Origin of the sequence: Acetobacterium bakii (genome assembly GCF_001263355.1) — a bacterium.
Classification (GTDB): domain Bacteria; phylum Bacillota; class Clostridia; order Eubacteriales; family Eubacteriaceae; genus Acetobacterium; species Acetobacterium bakii.
Genome location: NZ_LGYO01000052.1, coordinates 1 through 16,026, shown reverse-complemented (window position 1 = coordinate 16,026; position 16,026 = coordinate 1). Strand labels below are relative to the sequence as shown.

General features: G+C 43.4%; 16 protein-coding genes. 10 read left to right on the top strand and 6 right to left on the bottom strand.

Going from position 1 to position 16,026, the window contains the following annotated elements; genetic code table 11:
• Positions 1–53: 53 nt before the first annotated feature.
• Positions 54–1,868 (bottom strand): glycerophosphoryl diester phosphodiesterase membrane domain-containing protein, encoded by a 1,815-nt coding sequence (locus AKG39_RS16925; protein WP_050741581.1) that lies wholly within the window; start codon positions 1,866–1,868, stop codon positions 54–56.
• A gap of 202 nt (positions 1,869–2,070) precedes the next feature.
• Positions 2,071–3,687 carry a dicarboxylate/amino acid:cation symporter gene (locus AKG39_RS16920; protein ID WP_050741580.1) on the bottom strand — a complete coding sequence of 539 codons (1,617 nt, stop codon included), beginning with the start codon at positions 3,685–3,687 and terminating at the stop codon, positions 2,071–2,073.
• A gap of 258 nt (positions 3,688–3,945) precedes the next feature.
• Between AKG39_RS16920 and AKG39_RS16915 the strand changes: the two genes are divergently transcribed.
• Both AKG39_RS16915 and AKG39_RS16910 read left to right on the top strand, forming a co-directional pair.
• On the top strand, positions 3,946–5,085 hold the full coding sequence (locus tag AKG39_RS16915) for a DUF3810 domain-containing protein (RefSeq protein ID WP_242852653.1): 1,140 nt from the start codon (positions 3,946–3,948) through the stop codon (positions 5,083–5,085).
• Between the two features lie 115 nt (positions 5,086–5,200).
• Positions 5,201–5,479: a TfoX/Sxy family protein gene (locus AKG39_RS16910; RefSeq protein WP_050741579.1), complete on the top strand. Its 279-nt coding sequence runs from the start codon at positions 5,201–5,203 to the stop codon at positions 5,477–5,479.
• A gap of 67 nt (positions 5,480–5,546) precedes the next feature.
• Here the strand turns inward: AKG39_RS16910 and AKG39_RS16905 are convergent, their stop codons facing one another.
• Positions 5,547–6,557, bottom strand: coding sequence for an ABC transporter permease (locus AKG39_RS16905; RefSeq protein WP_050741578.1), 1,011 nt, complete (start codon positions 6,555–6,557; stop codon positions 5,547–5,549).
• A complete protein-coding gene (locus AKG39_RS16900) occupies positions 6,551–7,282 on the bottom strand; it encodes an ABC transporter ATP-binding protein (protein WP_050741577.1) in 732 nt (243 codons plus the stop codon). The genes AKG39_RS16905 and AKG39_RS16900 overlap by 7 nt, the downstream gene beginning before the upstream one ends.
• Before the next feature lie 159 nt (positions 7,283–7,441).
• Between AKG39_RS16900 and AKG39_RS16895 the strand changes: the two genes are divergently transcribed.
• The 5 genes from AKG39_RS16895 to AKG39_RS16875 all read left to right on the top strand — a co-directional run bounded on the left by AKG39_RS16895 (position 7,442) and on the right by AKG39_RS16875 (position 12,543).
• Complete coding sequence (locus AKG39_RS16895) at positions 7,442–8,041, top strand: TetR/AcrR family transcriptional regulator (RefSeq protein ID WP_050741576.1); 600 nt, start codon at positions 7,442–7,444, stop codon at positions 8,039–8,041.
• A gap of 123 nt (positions 8,042–8,164) precedes the next feature.
• Positions 8,165–9,865, top strand: coding sequence for a S8 family serine peptidase (locus tag AKG39_RS16890; RefSeq protein ID WP_050741575.1), 1,701 nt, complete (start codon positions 8,165–8,167; stop codon positions 9,863–9,865).
• A gap of 215 nt (positions 9,866–10,080) precedes the next feature.
• Positions 10,081–10,764, top strand: coding sequence for an aminoglycoside phosphotransferase family protein (locus tag AKG39_RS16885; RefSeq protein ID WP_050741574.1), 684 nt, complete (start codon positions 10,081–10,083; stop codon positions 10,762–10,764).
• A 292-nt stretch (positions 10,765–11,056) separates the two neighbouring features.
• Positions 11,057–11,842 carry a formate/nitrite transporter family protein gene (locus tag AKG39_RS16880; RefSeq protein ID WP_050741573.1) on the top strand — a complete coding sequence of 262 codons (786 nt, stop codon included), beginning with the start codon at positions 11,057–11,059 and terminating at the stop codon, positions 11,840–11,842.
• Between the two features lie 137 nt (positions 11,843–11,979).
• On the top strand, positions 11,980–12,543 hold the full coding sequence (locus AKG39_RS16875; protein WP_242852652.1) for a YegP family protein: 564 nt from the start codon (positions 11,980–11,982) through the stop codon (positions 12,541–12,543).
• Between the two features lie 122 nt (positions 12,544–12,665).
• Here AKG39_RS16875 and AKG39_RS16870 read toward each other — a convergent pair whose 3' ends face one another.
• Complete coding sequence (locus AKG39_RS16870; protein ID WP_050741572.1) at positions 12,666–13,817, bottom strand: GGDEF domain-containing protein; 1,152 nt, start codon at positions 13,815–13,817, stop codon at positions 12,666–12,668.
• 209 nt (positions 13,818–14,026) lie between these two features.
• On the opposite strand from AKG39_RS16870, the gene AKG39_RS16865 reads away from it, so the two are divergent.
• The 3 genes from AKG39_RS16865 (at position 14,027) to AKG39_RS19840 (ending at position 15,388) form a co-directional block, all read left to right on the top strand.
• A complete protein-coding gene (locus tag AKG39_RS16865) occupies positions 14,027–14,497 on the top strand; it encodes a GNAT family N-acetyltransferase (protein WP_050741571.1) in 471 nt (156 codons plus the stop codon).
• 485 nt (positions 14,498–14,982) lie between these two features.
• Positions 14,983–15,264: an SDR family NAD(P)-dependent oxidoreductase gene (locus AKG39_RS16860; RefSeq protein WP_050741570.1), complete on the top strand. Its 282-nt coding sequence runs from the start codon at positions 14,983–14,985 to the stop codon at positions 15,262–15,264.
• Positions 15,209–15,388 carry a DUF3810 family protein gene (locus AKG39_RS19840; RefSeq protein ID WP_341408277.1) on the top strand — a complete coding sequence of 60 codons (180 nt, stop codon included), beginning with the start codon at positions 15,209–15,211 and terminating at the stop codon, positions 15,386–15,388. The genes AKG39_RS16860 and AKG39_RS19840 overlap by 56 nt, the downstream gene beginning before the upstream one ends.
• A gap of 228 nt (positions 15,389–15,616) precedes the next feature.
• Here the strand turns inward: AKG39_RS19840 and AKG39_RS16855 are convergent, their stop codons facing one another.
• A complete protein-coding gene (locus AKG39_RS16855) occupies positions 15,617–15,865 on the bottom strand; it encodes a hypothetical protein (protein WP_050741569.1) in 249 nt (82 codons plus the stop codon).
• Positions 15,866–16,026: the final 161 nt, after the last annotated feature.

Below are 16,026 nucleotides of genomic sequence, written 5' to 3'. Positions count from 1 at the left end.
GAAGCACGTTGGGAAGCTCAGTCTTATAGAGTATGAACATAATTAAATGGGTATCATTCAATATCTTTAAACAAAAAATCATTGAGTTGTTGAATCAAATCGCGGGGTTCTGTATTTTGATGAATGACATCTTTTACCGCACTGACATCCTGAGTAATAATATTGTCGACGCCCAGATGGATCATCTCGGTGACCGATTCTTCCGAATTCACCGTCCAGGCGAAAATCTCCTTATTTTCACCATGGATGGCGGTCACTATTTTCGGACCGATAAATGATGCTTCAACACTCAAGGCGTTAACCGGAAGGGTCTGAATATCACCCATCGCCATACTCGTTACGTAGGTGCGTCTGATTTGTGGATCGACCCCGGCTGCCTGTTCCAGGACGGGATAATTCTGCGATGCCAGGATGCACCCGTCCCGATAGTTGGTCTGATTGATGACCGCAATGGTGGATTCCACCAGACTGGTTTCATGTCCGGTGGGGTTGAGCTGGATATTTAAATTAATTTTGTCTTTGCAAAAAAGGATGACATCGGAGAGTGTGAGCACGTCCGCATTTTTAAGCGCAGCAACATCCGTTTCCCAGATATTGATCAACTCACCGGAGGGCCCCTTTATCGTCGGTTCAGCAACAACAATCACCCCATCTTGCGACTGGACAACATTAATCTGGACATAATCGGCGCCGTCATCAATGGCCTTTTGCAGGGCGGATAGGCTATTTTTCGAAGCTGATGCCGAAGGGCTGCTTTGAGCGGTGATTTTTGGTCCTTCCACAAAATGCGAATTAAAGGTATCATCAAAGTTCGTGTAAATAAAATAAGTATCAACGGCGATAATCAGAAAAATGATCAACATGCTCAAGCCGATGAACAGCTTTTTTCGAGGTTTGTCGGTTTTATTGAGATTTTTTTTCGTCTCGATCAAAGCGGTTGACGAAACATCGCATTGGGCCCTCTGGGAATAATCGTAGTAAAACATCGATACCAGAGCAAAGGTGATTGCGGTCTCGATCAGTTGGAAGGTGGTAAAGATGGCCGAAACAAAGAAGCCAAAGAAGCCAATAAAAATAGAGACGGCCAGGGTATCATAAAGGATCTGCCCCAGGACAAAAAAAGCCACCACCTCAAGGATGCCAAAAAGCATCGCCAGCAGTAACAGAATCGCAGCATTCCAGAAAGCAACCCAGAAGGTCGTGTGCCAAAAATGACCTTTGATCAGCGTCCGGCTTTTTTTGATGGCCTGAATAAAGGATTGATCTTCCAGGGTGAAATAATGGATCGAAAAAATCCCCCACATGACCAGCAGAAATAGGCCAATGAGCAGGATAAAGTAGCTCAGGGTCCATAGCGGGCTGGCAAAAATATTGGCCATGATAAATTCCGGGATTTTAACCTCGTTCACAAAACTGGAGGCCAGTGAAAATTCGGTAAAGGGGATAATGATCAGCACAAAAATAATCAACGGAAAATTACGTGGTTTGACAATCCGAAGCGCCCGTTCAACACCCTTTTTACAGAGCGGTATAAGGCGAACCGGTCGCTGGAAGTGGCTTTCATTAAACAGGACAATGAGGGTGGTTAATTCGAAAAGTCCGTAAAACCCAAGCACCAGGATAAAAAGCAGAAGGGCTAACAGCCCGAGGGGATTGGTCAATACCAGACCAATATTGGTATCGCTTAGAAAAGGAAACCCCAATAAGGACATTGCTTTATTAAAGAGAAAAAGGCTTCCAGGATAAATAACCAGTGATCCGATCAGGGTGTATAATGCTTCGAAAATGAGGAGTGTTATAAAATTAAATTGCACCAGTTTGAACTTCACTTTGCCATGATGGAAAACGTCAGTTAGAAATGCCCTCATTATGGGACTCCTTTCAATGAACCGTTTTATGCTTAGTACACAGTTTGAAGCGTTTTCACGGCAATCCTTCAGCGTTGTGTCGATTCTTAATTTATTTTATCAGATCGTATGAAGAAAAGATACGGTATTTTATTGGCATTATTATGTACTTGACACCACCAAACCCACCCACAGCAGTAAAATGCTATGGGTGGGCTTTTTATCATAAGGGTACAGGCGCTGTATGATCAACCTGGATTTCCTTTGCACAAAGCATGTGTTCAGTGTGCAGCATACCGATATTGGTAACCATCACATTGCCTGCAGTGGCCGGGTAATTCATAAATATGGCAATGGTTACGGCCAGTGCCAACCCGTCCAGTGGAATATGCAGGAGGTTGAAAATAATGGTGAACAGAAACGGACCAATCCCTGGAGACGGTGGTACCGCAACAGAGAGAATCATACTGAGAATGACCACGGGAACGATTTCCGCCATGGTAAACGAGATTCCATAAATGTTGGCGACAAACAGGGATATTAATACCCATATGGGGATTGCAGACTGTTTGTTAAAGAGTGCACCGACGGGAATTGAAAAACTAACCACGTAATCTCTGACCTTCTGTTTGACCGAAGCCGTCAAGGTATGGTTGGCAAAGGTGGCACTTGAGCTACCGGTGGAAAAGGCAATCAGTAAAAATGAACCGGCTGATTTAAAATAGGTAAGGGGGTTCATTTTTTCAATCACTGCCACACTGAGCAGCATAATCACCACCAGGGCAAGAAGTGGCACTAACATCATGGCAATCAAACCGATTGATCCCAAAAGAGCACCACCGTTACCGGCGATCATCATATTTAAGATGTTGATAAAGATAATCACGGGCATCATGTCACAAACGGCATCCAAGATGGTTGTAAAAATCAAATTACCTTCGGTAATCATTTTGGTTATAAAAGGAAATCGCCCTTTAAGGGTGAGCATCACCACCCCGCTGACAATGGCGAGGAACATAATCTGCAGGGTATTGCCATCTAAAAAGGGCTGGAGGATATTGGTCGGGATGATGCCAAACACCATTGTTCCAATTTGGTTCCATAAGTCACCAGACCCGCCCCCTGATGCGGCAAAACCCTCACTGACGAAGAATAGCCAGGCCGCTAAAAGGGAAATTGCCGAGGACACCAGCATGATTCCCAGCGACCAGCTCAGCAAGCTCCGAAAGATGCGCTTCATCTGCGCCATATTATCCATGTTGAAAATGCTGCCGATGGTGGAAAGAAACAGCACCGGAACCACCATGGCGTTTATGAATCCAAAGAAAGCTCCGATTAGGGGTTTTAGGATCGTGCCTGCAAGCCATAGTCCGATGGTTGGGGCAAAATATTGACATGCCAAACCGCAAAAAATCCCGGCAACCAGCGCGATGACTGTTTTCAGCACCGGGTTGGCTGATTTTGCTTTTAATGTGTATGATAAATTGTTGCAGCCATTGTCGTAGGAGTAGGTAACCGCGGATAAGCCGATTAAAATATTCTGACCAATGAGATTGAACTCCGGATCATCCACTTCTTCAGGCAGCGTCAGCGGATTGGATTGGTTCCCCCAGTAGTTTAACGACAGCGTGATCGTTTTAAAGCGCTTACTCAGGGATATTTCAAAGGTTTCATTTTCCTGAGCCCCTTTCTGCCAGTGGACAATGGTCTCTTCTACGAAAAGCTGGGCCCGGACGATGTCGCTTTTTGAGCAATTGTACTTAAGCAGCAGCTTCTGAACAAATTCATAGGAATCATCAATACTCTCTAAACTAAGGGTAAAAAACTTTTTAGCTTTCATTTATTTCCTCTTTACGCCCTTTTTTTAATTTAATAGGAATTATCTTCATAAATAACGATAAATTTATTATATTATAATCCTACTCAATAATCAAAGGGTTTGTTTTTTGCATCCACCGGTCCCATTTTTGAACAAACGGTGATGCCATAAAAATTTTGGTTTGCCTATTTAAAAATAGATTTAAATGATATAGAATAGGCTATGAGTCAATGGCAAATTAATAGTATTAAAATATTTTTAAAGTGACTTTTTCACTGTTTGGAAAAAAGAAGGGAGAGCATTATTAAAAAGCATTTATCTAAGCGATTACTGTTTATCATTCCGGGAGTTGTGGCATATATACTTAATAAATATGCTCAGAATCATTTGGATTGGGCGGAACAATACAGTCGGGTAGTATATCCGGTGTTGTCTAATGCCGTGGGATTTTTACCTTCGCTGGTAAAAATTTCGGTCAGTGAATGGCTGGTGGTCTTGGTTTTGTTGTTTTTGCTATTATATATTGTTTATTATGTGCGTAAGGTTATCATCAGTAAAGGAACCCGTCGGATGGAAGTGTATCGTGGTCTGGTGGGGATCATCGCGATGGGTAGCGTGATCTATTTTTGTTTTACTGTTGTGAGTGGCGTAAACTATCATCGGGATTCTTTCTTGTCTTACAGCGAATATCATGAGGAGAAATACAGTGTGGAAGAACTGGCGGAATTGTGTCAGTCACTTGCCGATGACCTGGGACTGGTCAGAGCGCAACTGGGAGCAGATCCTGACCTTTTGGTCCAAGCGTCAGATGATTTTGATTATTATGCACAGCACTCCGTGTTGTCGCTGCAAATGTTATCTGAGCAGTATCCTGTTTTGGAGCGGTCTTTATATTCCACTCCAAAACCAGTGGTGCTGTCAAAATTGATGTCTCGTGCCGGGATCCAAGGTATTTTTTTCCCTTTTACTTTGGAATCCAATATCAATGTTGATATGCCAGTTTTCACGATACCTGCCGCGATGACCCATGAACTGGCACATCAGTGCGGTTTTATGCAAGAGGATGAGGCGGGTTTTATATCCTATCTGGCATGCACGCAGCAGGATGACCCAATGATCCTTTATAGTGGACTTTTTCTAGCCTTTGATCATTCCATATCGGCGCTGGAGCAAGTTGATCCGGCTAAGGCCTTGGCGATAAAATCCGGTCTGTCCCAGACGGTGCAGCTTGACATGGTACAGAATGAGCAGTATTGGAGCCAGTATGAGGGTGTTATTTCAAATGTTTCTACGCGTCTCAATGATGCCTATCTGAAGGCGAATAACCAGACCGATGGTGTGTATAGCTATAATAAGATGGTAAATCTGTTGCTGGCAGAGCAGCGCTATAAACGATCGAGAACATCCGTCGGTTTGTAGACTTTTGGTGCCAGGCTCAGCTTAACTCGCTGTCGAAATTTATATTTTTGACGGTCTGGTTTCTGGATCTTTGGTTGTAATAATTAGTGCGTTCCAATTTGAAAGGAGAACGAAAATGAATGAAAACAATCCGATTGAGAATACGGAGCTGACAAGCCTGCCAAACATTGGCAAAGAAATGGATAGGCAGCTTCGTGCCGTTGGGATTAATACCCCCGCGGAACTCGTTGCGACGGGAAGTAGGGAAGCCTGGCTCAGGATCCGCGCCATTGATGCATCGGCCTGTTATAATCGGCTGTGCGGGTTAGAAGGCGCAATCCAGGGTATTCGCTGGCATTATTTAGATAACAGTCTGAAAAAAGAATTGAAAGATTTTTATGAAGCCAATCGATAATACCCAGTTAGGGTAATATGACAAACGAACCGTCCCCACGTCATACGATCCAGGGGACGGTTTTCGTTTAAAGCCGTCGGTATTTCTTTAAAGCAATCACATTTGCTAAAAACAGTACCCCAATAAAAACGACTGATCCCAATAACCAGGGCCATATCTCTGAAAATCCCTTACCTTGAATCATAATCATTTCCAGGGCGGTGCAGCCATAATAAATAGGCGTTAGATAACACAGGTTTCCCAGCCCGAAGGGAATGGTATCAATGGGGATCAGTCCGGAAAAAAAAATCTGCGGAATGATGATCACCGGAATAAACTGAACCAACTGCAATTCATTGTTGGCAAAGATCGACACCAGCGCCCCAACAGAAACTGCCGAAAACGCCATCAGAATCATCACCAGTGTGCATAAGGCCACCGAACCTTCCACCTGAAGCTGTAGCCCATAAACGGCGTACAAAATAATCACCACACTTTGAAGCGCTGCCAGCAAGCCATACCCCAGGGTATAGCCCCCGATGACATCGATCCGACTGATGGGGGTCATCAGCATCCGTTCTAAGGTCTGTCCAAAACGTTCCCGGACAAATGACATTCCGGAAAGAATAAAAACAAAGAAAAATGAAATCACGCCCAGAAAAATATAGCCGAGGGAGTCCAGTTGATTGTCGCCTGAGGTTTCATAAACATAATCAATGATCAGTTCGTTTTGTGAGGGCTGCAAGGCTTTATTCGTTTCCTGAATAGCTTCCAGGGCGGCGGCGGATTTGGAGCTTTTCTCCAGCAAGTCGATGTGCGTGTCTGTGGTATCGGTCCAGATCAGAGCGTCGATGCCATTAGCCTCCAGATAATCGGCGGCCCCTGGTTTTTCGGTTACTGCAATGACGGTGGCGTGGTTCTCAAGCTCCGTGACAAATTTTTCGTTCATATCAACGACAGTAATCTGGGGCAGATAATTAGAATCACCGAGAATAAAAAATAATAGGGTTAGAATCAGCAGCGGTGCAAAAAGCAGCAATCCTAACGAGCGCTTATCATTTTTCATCTGGCCCAGGATCCGTTTAACAATGCTTAACATGATGCGACCTCCGCTTCTGATTGATTGTCCATAAAAAATAATTCTTCAATATTTCCGTCTGGGGTTTGGTTGATTAAATTTTTAACGGTATCCCTGGCAATGATATGGCCATTCCGCAGTAAGGCGGCATCATCACATTGGGTCACCTCATCCATGGCATGGGTGGTAACCAGAATGGTGGTTCCTTCATTTCTCAACTGCTTGAGATAAAGCCATATTTTGCGCCGCAGCACGGGGTCGACCCCAACGGTTGGCTCATCCAGCACCAGCAGCTTGGGTTTGTGGATCAACGCTACTGCCAGTGATATTCTTTTTTTCATCCCCCCGGAACAGTCCCGGATCAGCTTATTTTTGCACGCGGCCATATCGACAATCTGGAGCAGCGCGACGGCATCCGCTTCAAATTTTTGGCGATGCAACCGCTGCAGGCCGGAAAAAAATTTCAGATTCTCCCAGACCGACAACTCTTCATACAGCGCTTCATTTTGCGGCATATAGCCCATCTCCGAAAGCAGCTGGCGGTTTGGCACGGCGGTGCCGCCGATTGTTACACTTCCGTCATCCATTGGAATCGCTCCCATCATGATTCGTAGCAAGGTTGTTTTGCCTGACCCGGATGCCCCCAGCAGACAAAATATCCGGCCAGTATCGATAGTCAGACTGATCTGCTTCAGAACCTGCTGCTGTTTAAATGCTTTATTGACGTCACAGATTTCTATTTTCATTTTTTCCCTCTTCCTTTGTTATATGGTTAGCTCTATTTTAGCCCTGAACCTTTTTAAATTCAACCAACAGACTTTTAGAACCTGTTGGATTTTCTTGTTTATCCCAGCAGCTTCGTTTATAATCAAAATGAAAGATCCCATGAATGAGGTAAAACTGAAATGAACACGACTTTATCAACCACCACCCAAATTACTCGCCAAAACTTGATTGATTCATTTTGGCGATTATATTGCAAAAAAAGCATAGAGAAGATCACCGTCAAGGAGATCTGTGAGCTGGCTGGATACAATCGCTCGACTTTTTATGTTTATTTTAAAGACACCTATGAAATTCTGGAAGAAATTGAAGAACAAACTATTACGGTGGAAGATTTTAAAAAAATCGTCATTAAGAATCTTTTTTACGGCAATCTTTTTCATGATCATCGCAAGAAAGCCATTCTAAAAGCAATTCTGGAGTTTTTTGAAAAAAACAAGACCTATCTCCCGGTTTTGTTAGGGGAAAATGGTGATCCCCACTTTAGGCAGAAGGTCTTGAAGAAACTCACCCCAACGGTACTTTCCATATATCAAAAACTGCCCCCCCAGGAACTGCTGGAAGTGAGCTATTTAATGGAATACCAGAGTGCGGCGATGCTCAGTACGATTGCAAAATGGTATCGCAATGACAAAGATCTGCCGACAGAACAATTTCTGGAATTGCTTCTGGCCGTAACAACCAATGGGGTTCAGCTTGAATTATCAAAATACCGGCGCTGAACTAAACAATAGCGGTGACGGCGTCTGGCGTAACCACACCAACGGTACCAGGTACAACTTAACGCTGCGCTGTTTCAAAAGAACTGGGTAAATTCAGAGGCCCGGAGAGAAAGAAGGTATGTGATGCAATTTAAGAAGCGTATTATTGGGCTCATCGTGATGTTAATCCTTTGCGGTTTACCAATAGGGGCGGTTGCTGCCAATCAAGGCATCCAGAGTTATAGTCAAGTCAATAACTTGGATCAGGATGCTAAAATTGATGATGAAATTGTGGTAATTTATCAGAATCAAGGCTCGGTTAAAGATCTGGGGCTGACAACGAATCAGATCGAAGCCGGCGAAAAACTAAATGATCAGGTTGATATTATCAAGGTCACGGATTCAACTCAGGTCGATGTGCTGGTTGCCGAGCTGTTAGAAAATCCCCATGTGCTGGCTGCCCAAAAAAATACTTACCTCAAATTAGCGAGCCTGCCAAATGATCCAATGTTATCCCAAGCCTGGCAATTTGAAGCGATCGGCGCCGATCAGACCTGGGATCAGGTTAACAATCAAGAGTCTGTCGTCGTGGCGGTCCTCGATACCGGTCTTAACATCAACCATCCGGATATCATCGGCCAGTCCGTCGCCGGTTATGATTATGTCACCGGACAAACGGCGACGATCGATGTGGTTGGCCATGGCACCGCGATTAGTGGCTGTATTGCCGCGATTGCCAATAATGAGATTGGCATCGCCGGAGTGGCCGGCAACGCGGATATTAAAATCGCCCCGTATCGAATTGGCGGTGAAACGGCCGATGATAATGAGGCCAACCTGGGTTATGCCTGTGCTGCCCTTTATCATGCGGCCAATCGCCCCGAGGTACGGGCGATCAATATGAGCTTTGGTGGATATGAGGTGTCGCCGGTGCTTGAGGCGGCCATCGCTTATGCGGCCGGTGCAGGAAAGATCTTGGTGGCGGCTTCCGGAAATGATGGCGCCGATCCCGAAAATGCCGGGAAAATTATGATTCCTTCGGCCTATGACAATGTCATCTCGGTGGGGGCCACGGATCGGGATAATGTGATTGGTGATTTTTCCCAGTATAATGCAATGGTTGATCTTTGTGCCCCCGGTGTTGAGACCACAACCCTATTTGCTATGGATGAATATATCACCGAGTCCGGGACATCTCTTTCATGTCCGGTTGTGACCGGCGCCTGTGCGGTTCTCGTGGCAGCGGATGCGACGCTTTCGGCGGCTGAGGTCGAGGCAATTTTAAAAGCAACGGCCATCGATCTGGGGGAACAAGGCCGTGACGATCACTATGGATATGGCCTGATTCAACTTGATCAGGCGTTGGCTCAGGTCATCCCGAAAGATCCCCTGGCGACGATCACCTATCGTACCCACGTTCAGAATAAAGGCTGGCAGGCGATCGTGGAAAATGGCGCAGTAAGTGGCACCGAGGGTGAATCGCTGCGCTTAGAAGCGATTGAACTCAATGCCAATGCCAGCGACTATGACATCGGCGTTCAATACAAAACCCATATTGAGAATCAGGGCTGGCAGGATTTTGTGGCGAATAGCACATTAAGCGGCACGACGGGGGAATCGCTGCGCTTGGAAGCGATAGAAATTGAATTAACCGGGACAGATGCCGATCTTTTTGATGTCTACTATCAGGTTCATGTCCAGAATATAGGGTGGATGGATTGGGCAAAGAATGGCGATCCGGCCGGAACCGAAGGTTTAAGTTACCGTATGGAAGCGATAAAGGTCCAAGTGGTGTTAAAAGGAAGTGCCGCACCGGGGCAAGTGGAGCGGCCTTATGTTAAGTAAATGGGATGTATGATTGGCTCTGAACGCAGAAGGATTTGAAGAAGTGGAAGCCGTAACCGTCGTCAATAATTTAAGAAGAGCCAAGCAGGCAAATACCTGTACCTAACACCAACCTATAAAGTCCAGGTTGCAGACTGATCAGAGAGACAATACTATTGTGTAGATATCTACCTGTGAGAGTATACTTGATGATGTAGAATCGAAAGGAGGCTTGCATGTTTGAGGAAATCAAAAATCATCAGCAGTGGTGTATCGTTGAAAAAATCAACAAAGGATGGTCTGATGATACGAAATATTATATTGAAACAGTCGATCATAAAAAGCTGTTATTACGGATTTCTGATCATGACAACTATGCACTAAAGAAAAAAGAATTTGAGATGATGCGCAAGTTTTCGGGACTAGGATTCAAAATGTCAGAACCAATCAGTTTTGGGCTGTGCAATAAAAATCAGAATGTTTACATTTTGTTAACCTGGATTGAAGGTGACGATTTAGAATTTGCCCTACCTAAGCTGGAACAGGATGTGCAGTATGCATTAGGCAGGGAAGCAGGTTCCATATTAAAGCAGATCCATAGCATTAAGGTATCGGATGAACAAATCCCGACGCATACTAAGATTCTGAAGAAAAAAATGCAGCTTCAAAAGTACATAGAGTCTGATGTGAGAATTACTGGAGATGAAGCAGTACTGAAATTCATTAATGCTAATCTTGACACGATATGGTCGAAACCACCAGTATACCTGCACGGGGATTTTCATCCAGGAAATCTCATTTTGACCCCGAATGGAGAGATTGGTGTCATTGATTTTAACCGCTGGGAAATTGGTGATCCTTTTGAAGAGTTCTTCCAGGGTCTGGTTTTTAACCGAAACGGTGTTAAGTTCAATGCCTGAGGTGACAAGGGCCGCATTGATTTTTGGCAGGATGGCAAGATTGAATGTCCATAGGTTGAAATAGTGCCGGCGCTGGGCCGTATTACTAAATGTTTCCGAACACACGATATATTTTGCTTTAAAATCGAATTATTGCTTAAAATATTCTTTTATGTTTACTAATACAAAAGTAAAATAAAAAAAGTAAAAATATTGGTATACATCTATTTACTTGTATATATATGTATGTTATACTTCTGTAACCGATTAAATAATAGTCGGAACTTGTTATTAAACGAAGGAGGAGAACAGTGTGAACAATTTTTTAACACCAAAAGAAATCACGGAAACCATGGTTATTGGTTGTAACAACAAGTCTAAATTACCTTTTGGAAAAATGCTTCTATTGGGGATTTTAGCAGGGATGTATATTGGTTTAGGGGCTTATGGGGCAACTATCGCTTTTTCAGCGGGAGGAACCGGGATGGAAACTATGGTTGCCAAATTGATTGGTGCCGGTATTTTCCCAGTTGGCTTGATGTTAGTTGTGTTGTGTGGAGCAGAACTATTTACAGGAAATTGTGCTATGACCGTATCAGTAATAAGAAAAGAAATTACCCTCGGCTCAATGTTTCGAAACTGGACAATTGTATATTTGGCTAATTTAATCGGAGGCGTTTTATTGGCCTGGTTACTATTTAAAAGTGGTTTATATGGATCAGAAGCTATGACAGCCAAAGCCATTGGTATAGCAGAAGCAAAGGTTGCCATTCCATTAGGTGCTGTGATCATTCGCGGAATATTTTGTAATGTCCTGGTTGTGCTAGCAGTCTGGATGCAGACTGGTGCCAAAGACGTTATTGGTAAGATCTTTGCAATGTGGTTCCCGATTATGCTTTTTGTTTTTGCAGGATTTGAGCATTGCATTGCGAATATGTACTTTTTACCGATTGGTTACCTGTTGGGAGCCAAGGTTACAATAAGTCAGATAATCTTAAATAATCTTATTCCAGTAACAATCGGAAATATTATTGGTGGAGCCATTATAATTCCAATGATTTATTACTATAGCTATTTGAAAAAAGAACCACAAAAATAATTAATATAAAATAAAAAGCACTTCAGCTGAAGTGCTTTTTATTTTCTGAAACGCTTCCGTCCGGAACCCTCCTTTATGTCTACGGGCTCGGCTGGGACAGCGTTTCACTGCCAGATTTTGAACTTCAGGGTGTCAAGGTGCTCGGCAAAAACGGCGGATCACCCCAGTACAACACTCAGCTGTATGTGCTGCCTGAGCAAAAGATCACCGAGGCCATTATGTTTGCCGGAAGCGCCGATGTCAGCGGTATTGCCAATGATATTGTTCAGTCAATTATCGATGAAAATGGGCTGAGGCAAGTCGAGGAAAGTGCGAAGGCAGAGCTCACAGCCGCCACCATCCCGGATTCCATTAACGGGGTAAAATTTGTTTTAAAAGCGGGTAATGGGGAAGTTATCTTGACTTCGGAATTACACAAATCTCTGGCAACGAGCAAAAGTGGGATTGAGAGCGTTAAAAACAATGCTCCCAATGCCGCTATCGAAGACCAGACAGTTGAGGGTTTCATAACGGAGAAGAATCCTAAATTTGAGATTTTCCTTAATAAAAACAACGAATACTGTTTTAGATTAAAAGCTAAAAATGGTCAGGTTATAGCTATGGGAGATGGTTATAAATCAAAACCCAGTTGGCAAAACGGAATAGCACCGATCAAGAAAAATGCTGCTGATGCAACAGTTGTTGTAGAAGAAAAAAAATAATTTCATCAAAGAAGACTGGAAACGAAGTTTTCCAGTCTTCTTTGATGAATCGATCAAGGGGATGGTTCTTTTGTGCAGATAGCTACTTTTTAGAACCCGAAAGAACCGTCCCTTCATGCACGTCATTCCTCAAACCGGCAGATTCGGTTGCGGCCTTCGGCCTTAGCCTGATACAAGGCCTGATCGGCTTTTTTTATGGCTGGGGACGGATCAAAACTGGTGCCGGCAGTTGGGAAAATGGCTTCGGTACAAACGACGTAGCCGATGCTGACGGTTACAATGCCAAACAGCGAAGCTTCATGGGGGATTTTTAGATCGGCAATTCCCTGGCGGATGCTATCGATGGTGGCGGCCAGGTTTGGGGGGGCAGTTGGGCGAAGGATTAGCAGGAATTCCTCGCCGCCGTAACGGAGGGCCAGACTGGCTCCGGGATCATCGGCCAGCCGCTGGGCGACCGCAATCAGACATTGGTCGCCCTGGAGATGGCCATAGGTATCGTTATAGTATTTAAAAAAATCAATATCAATCATTAGCATCACCAGGGGCACCGAGGCGTCCGGCTGATAACTGGCCAGCATGCGGCGGTTGGGGATGTGGGTCAGACCATCGAGATCAATTTGCTGCTCAAGCTGGGCCTTCTGTTGCAGAATCGTCCGGGTATTCTCGAGCTGCTTCAGCTTGGCCGTCAGGATGGTCTGGGCGATCACCACCGCAAAGGCGATACTGGCAAAGACGTTGATGCTGTTGCCCTGAACCCGCAGGATTGAAGTCGGGGTTATGACCATCGCGAGAATCAGGACAATCAGGCTGGGACTGATTACAAACAACATTTCCAGCGCCGACAGATAAAGAAAACTGCCGATTAAAAGCACATTGATCAGATATAAAAAGGTTGATCCTTGCTCAATCGATAAAACGGCGGTGATCAGGCTGGCAAACAACAGACTCAGGCCGGTGGCGCAATAAAAAAAGAGCCGCTGCCGCAGCCGGATATCGCTGGCCCGTTGCGGGGCGTCGACCCCGACAATATAAAGGATGCTGGCCAGAATCCAGGCAATTCTCAACAGTCCTTCAATTGTTGTCAATCCGGCTAGGCCATCGGCCATAAAATAAAGTATCAGAAGCAGCAGATTGATCAGCGAGCCGATCGCGCCGATGATTTTCAGGCGCCAGATGTTATCGATCAGCAGTGTTTTTTTATAGTAGGCAGCATCATCTGAAGCATAGACCAGGTAGGGATCAAGAAAAGTGTATACAATTTGAAGCGTTTTCACGGCAGTCCTCCAGCATTGTGTCGATTTTTAATTTATTTTATCAGATCGTATGAAGAAAAGATACGGTTTTTTATTGGCAGTCGATAACACCAATCAAAGAGTCAAAACAGAACAAACCAACCAGCCCAAAATGGCTGGTTATTGATCGGCATTAAAGAAATTACTGTGTTTACATGAAAGTCGAGGTTTAAAGATTGAGGTTTAAACAGATGAAAATAAGAAGTTATCAATCGAATGATTGTAATGAAATAATCCAATTGTTTTATAACACTGTTCACAGTGTTAATATAAAAGACTACTCCGAAACACAGCTTGATGCCTGGGCAACCGGAACAGTAGATATAATTGCTTGGGATAAATCGTTAACAGAGAATTATGCAGTTATCTGTGAAGGAAACGGAGTGATTATCGGTTTTGGCGATCTTGACCATACCGGTCATTTGGATAAATTATATGTCCATAAAGATTATCAGAGGATGGGCATTGCAACCGCAATTGCCGATGATCTTGAAAATTACGCAATAAGAAATAAGCTTCTTATTATAACAACACACGCATCAATAACCGCAAAATCGTTTTTTAAAAAAAGAGGATATCTGGTTCTTGAAAAACAGCAGGTTAAGTGTGGCGAACAGCTATTGACCAATTTTGTGATGGCAAAATACCTAAAAAAGACGTAGGATTATTTAGATTATTCATCATCAATTATATCTACATCAACATGATGAATGGTCTTAAATATATTGAATATAACTATCAGGAGAAATGATGAATTGAATTAACATTATTTATTTGGGATGCAGCGACATAGGACCGTAATGAACCGATGCACCACCAGCGTTCTGGCCCGTTACTGCGATGACGATTATCCATATACAGTGCCAGGTGCAACTTAACTTGGGATTTTATTGGTCAAAATTTGCTGCGAATTTAGGAACTTATTTTTACATCGTTTTTAATGCTTTTAAGAGGTTGGCTAGTATTAAAAAGCCCCATTATTTTTATTCATGCTTCTATGGCGCTTTCCCAAGCACACTTAACTAAACATCTGGTGAAAATATTCAGCTGGTCTGGGAAGTATTAATAATCTAGAGATCGTTTGTGAATAAGAAGCCTGGGTATGTAATTAAAAAATTCAGTCTTTAGTGCAGAATAGGAGTTTGTTATGGATAATAAAGTAGTATTTATAACCGGAGCATCTTCTGGAATCGGTCACGAGACGGCAAAACTTTTACTCAAAGAAGAGTTAACCGTTTATGCAACAGCAAGAAGATTTGCAAAGATGAAAGATTTAGAAGAGCTTGGCGCTAAAGTCAGTTACGTGGACGTAACTGACCAATCATCAATTGACGATTGCATTAGTAAGATCCTGGAAAAAGAGGGTAAAATTGATGTTTATTTTTGCCAATGCCGGCTACGGGTGTCAAGGCCCGTTAGAATGTGTTGAGATTAATGATGCCTATCTGAAAGCGAATAACCAGACCGACGGTGTCAATAGCTATGGTAAAATGGTAAATCTGTTGCTGGCAGAGCAGCGCTATAAACTGTCGAGTACGTCGGTAGGTTTGTAGACTTTTGGTGCCAGCGGAAGTGGTTAAGAGTTTTCTATAAATTAAATCAATAACTGAATTTAATCGGTGCATTTAATTGAAGCACTTAATTCAATAAAAGGGTTCCTTGATTTTACCTTGGTGTCAGACACACTTAACTTACTACGTAAAATTAATTTAGATCGTTGCGACGATCGGGACGATATCCGGGTGAATAAGTTTATTGTTTGATTTTCCGGATCTTTTGGATCATCGGATCCGAATGGCATCAATGACCATGTAGGTGCCATCGGCCCACTGATCCAGAGCGATTTCAATAACCGGTGAACCGTCAGTATCGATAAAGGCCTGGACGATTTCATCTTCCATTTGAGATTCGATTGCGACTTCGGTTATCCCATTAATGGAAAATCCGTCGAATGCTTTGACGATATCCCGCCAGATATTCCGGGAACCATCGATTTTTTTTAGGTTTTTTATGACTTGATCAATATTCATTTTCTCTTACCTTCCAAATATAATGTGCTTAATAAATTAATACCCTTTTACACAAAGTTTAAAATAATAATATATTAATTTAAAAAATTTAAGCTGTGGGACGTTTCGGGACCTGTGAAAAAGGACTGTTTTTTTGCTGGATTCATAAAATTTGAGTAAAT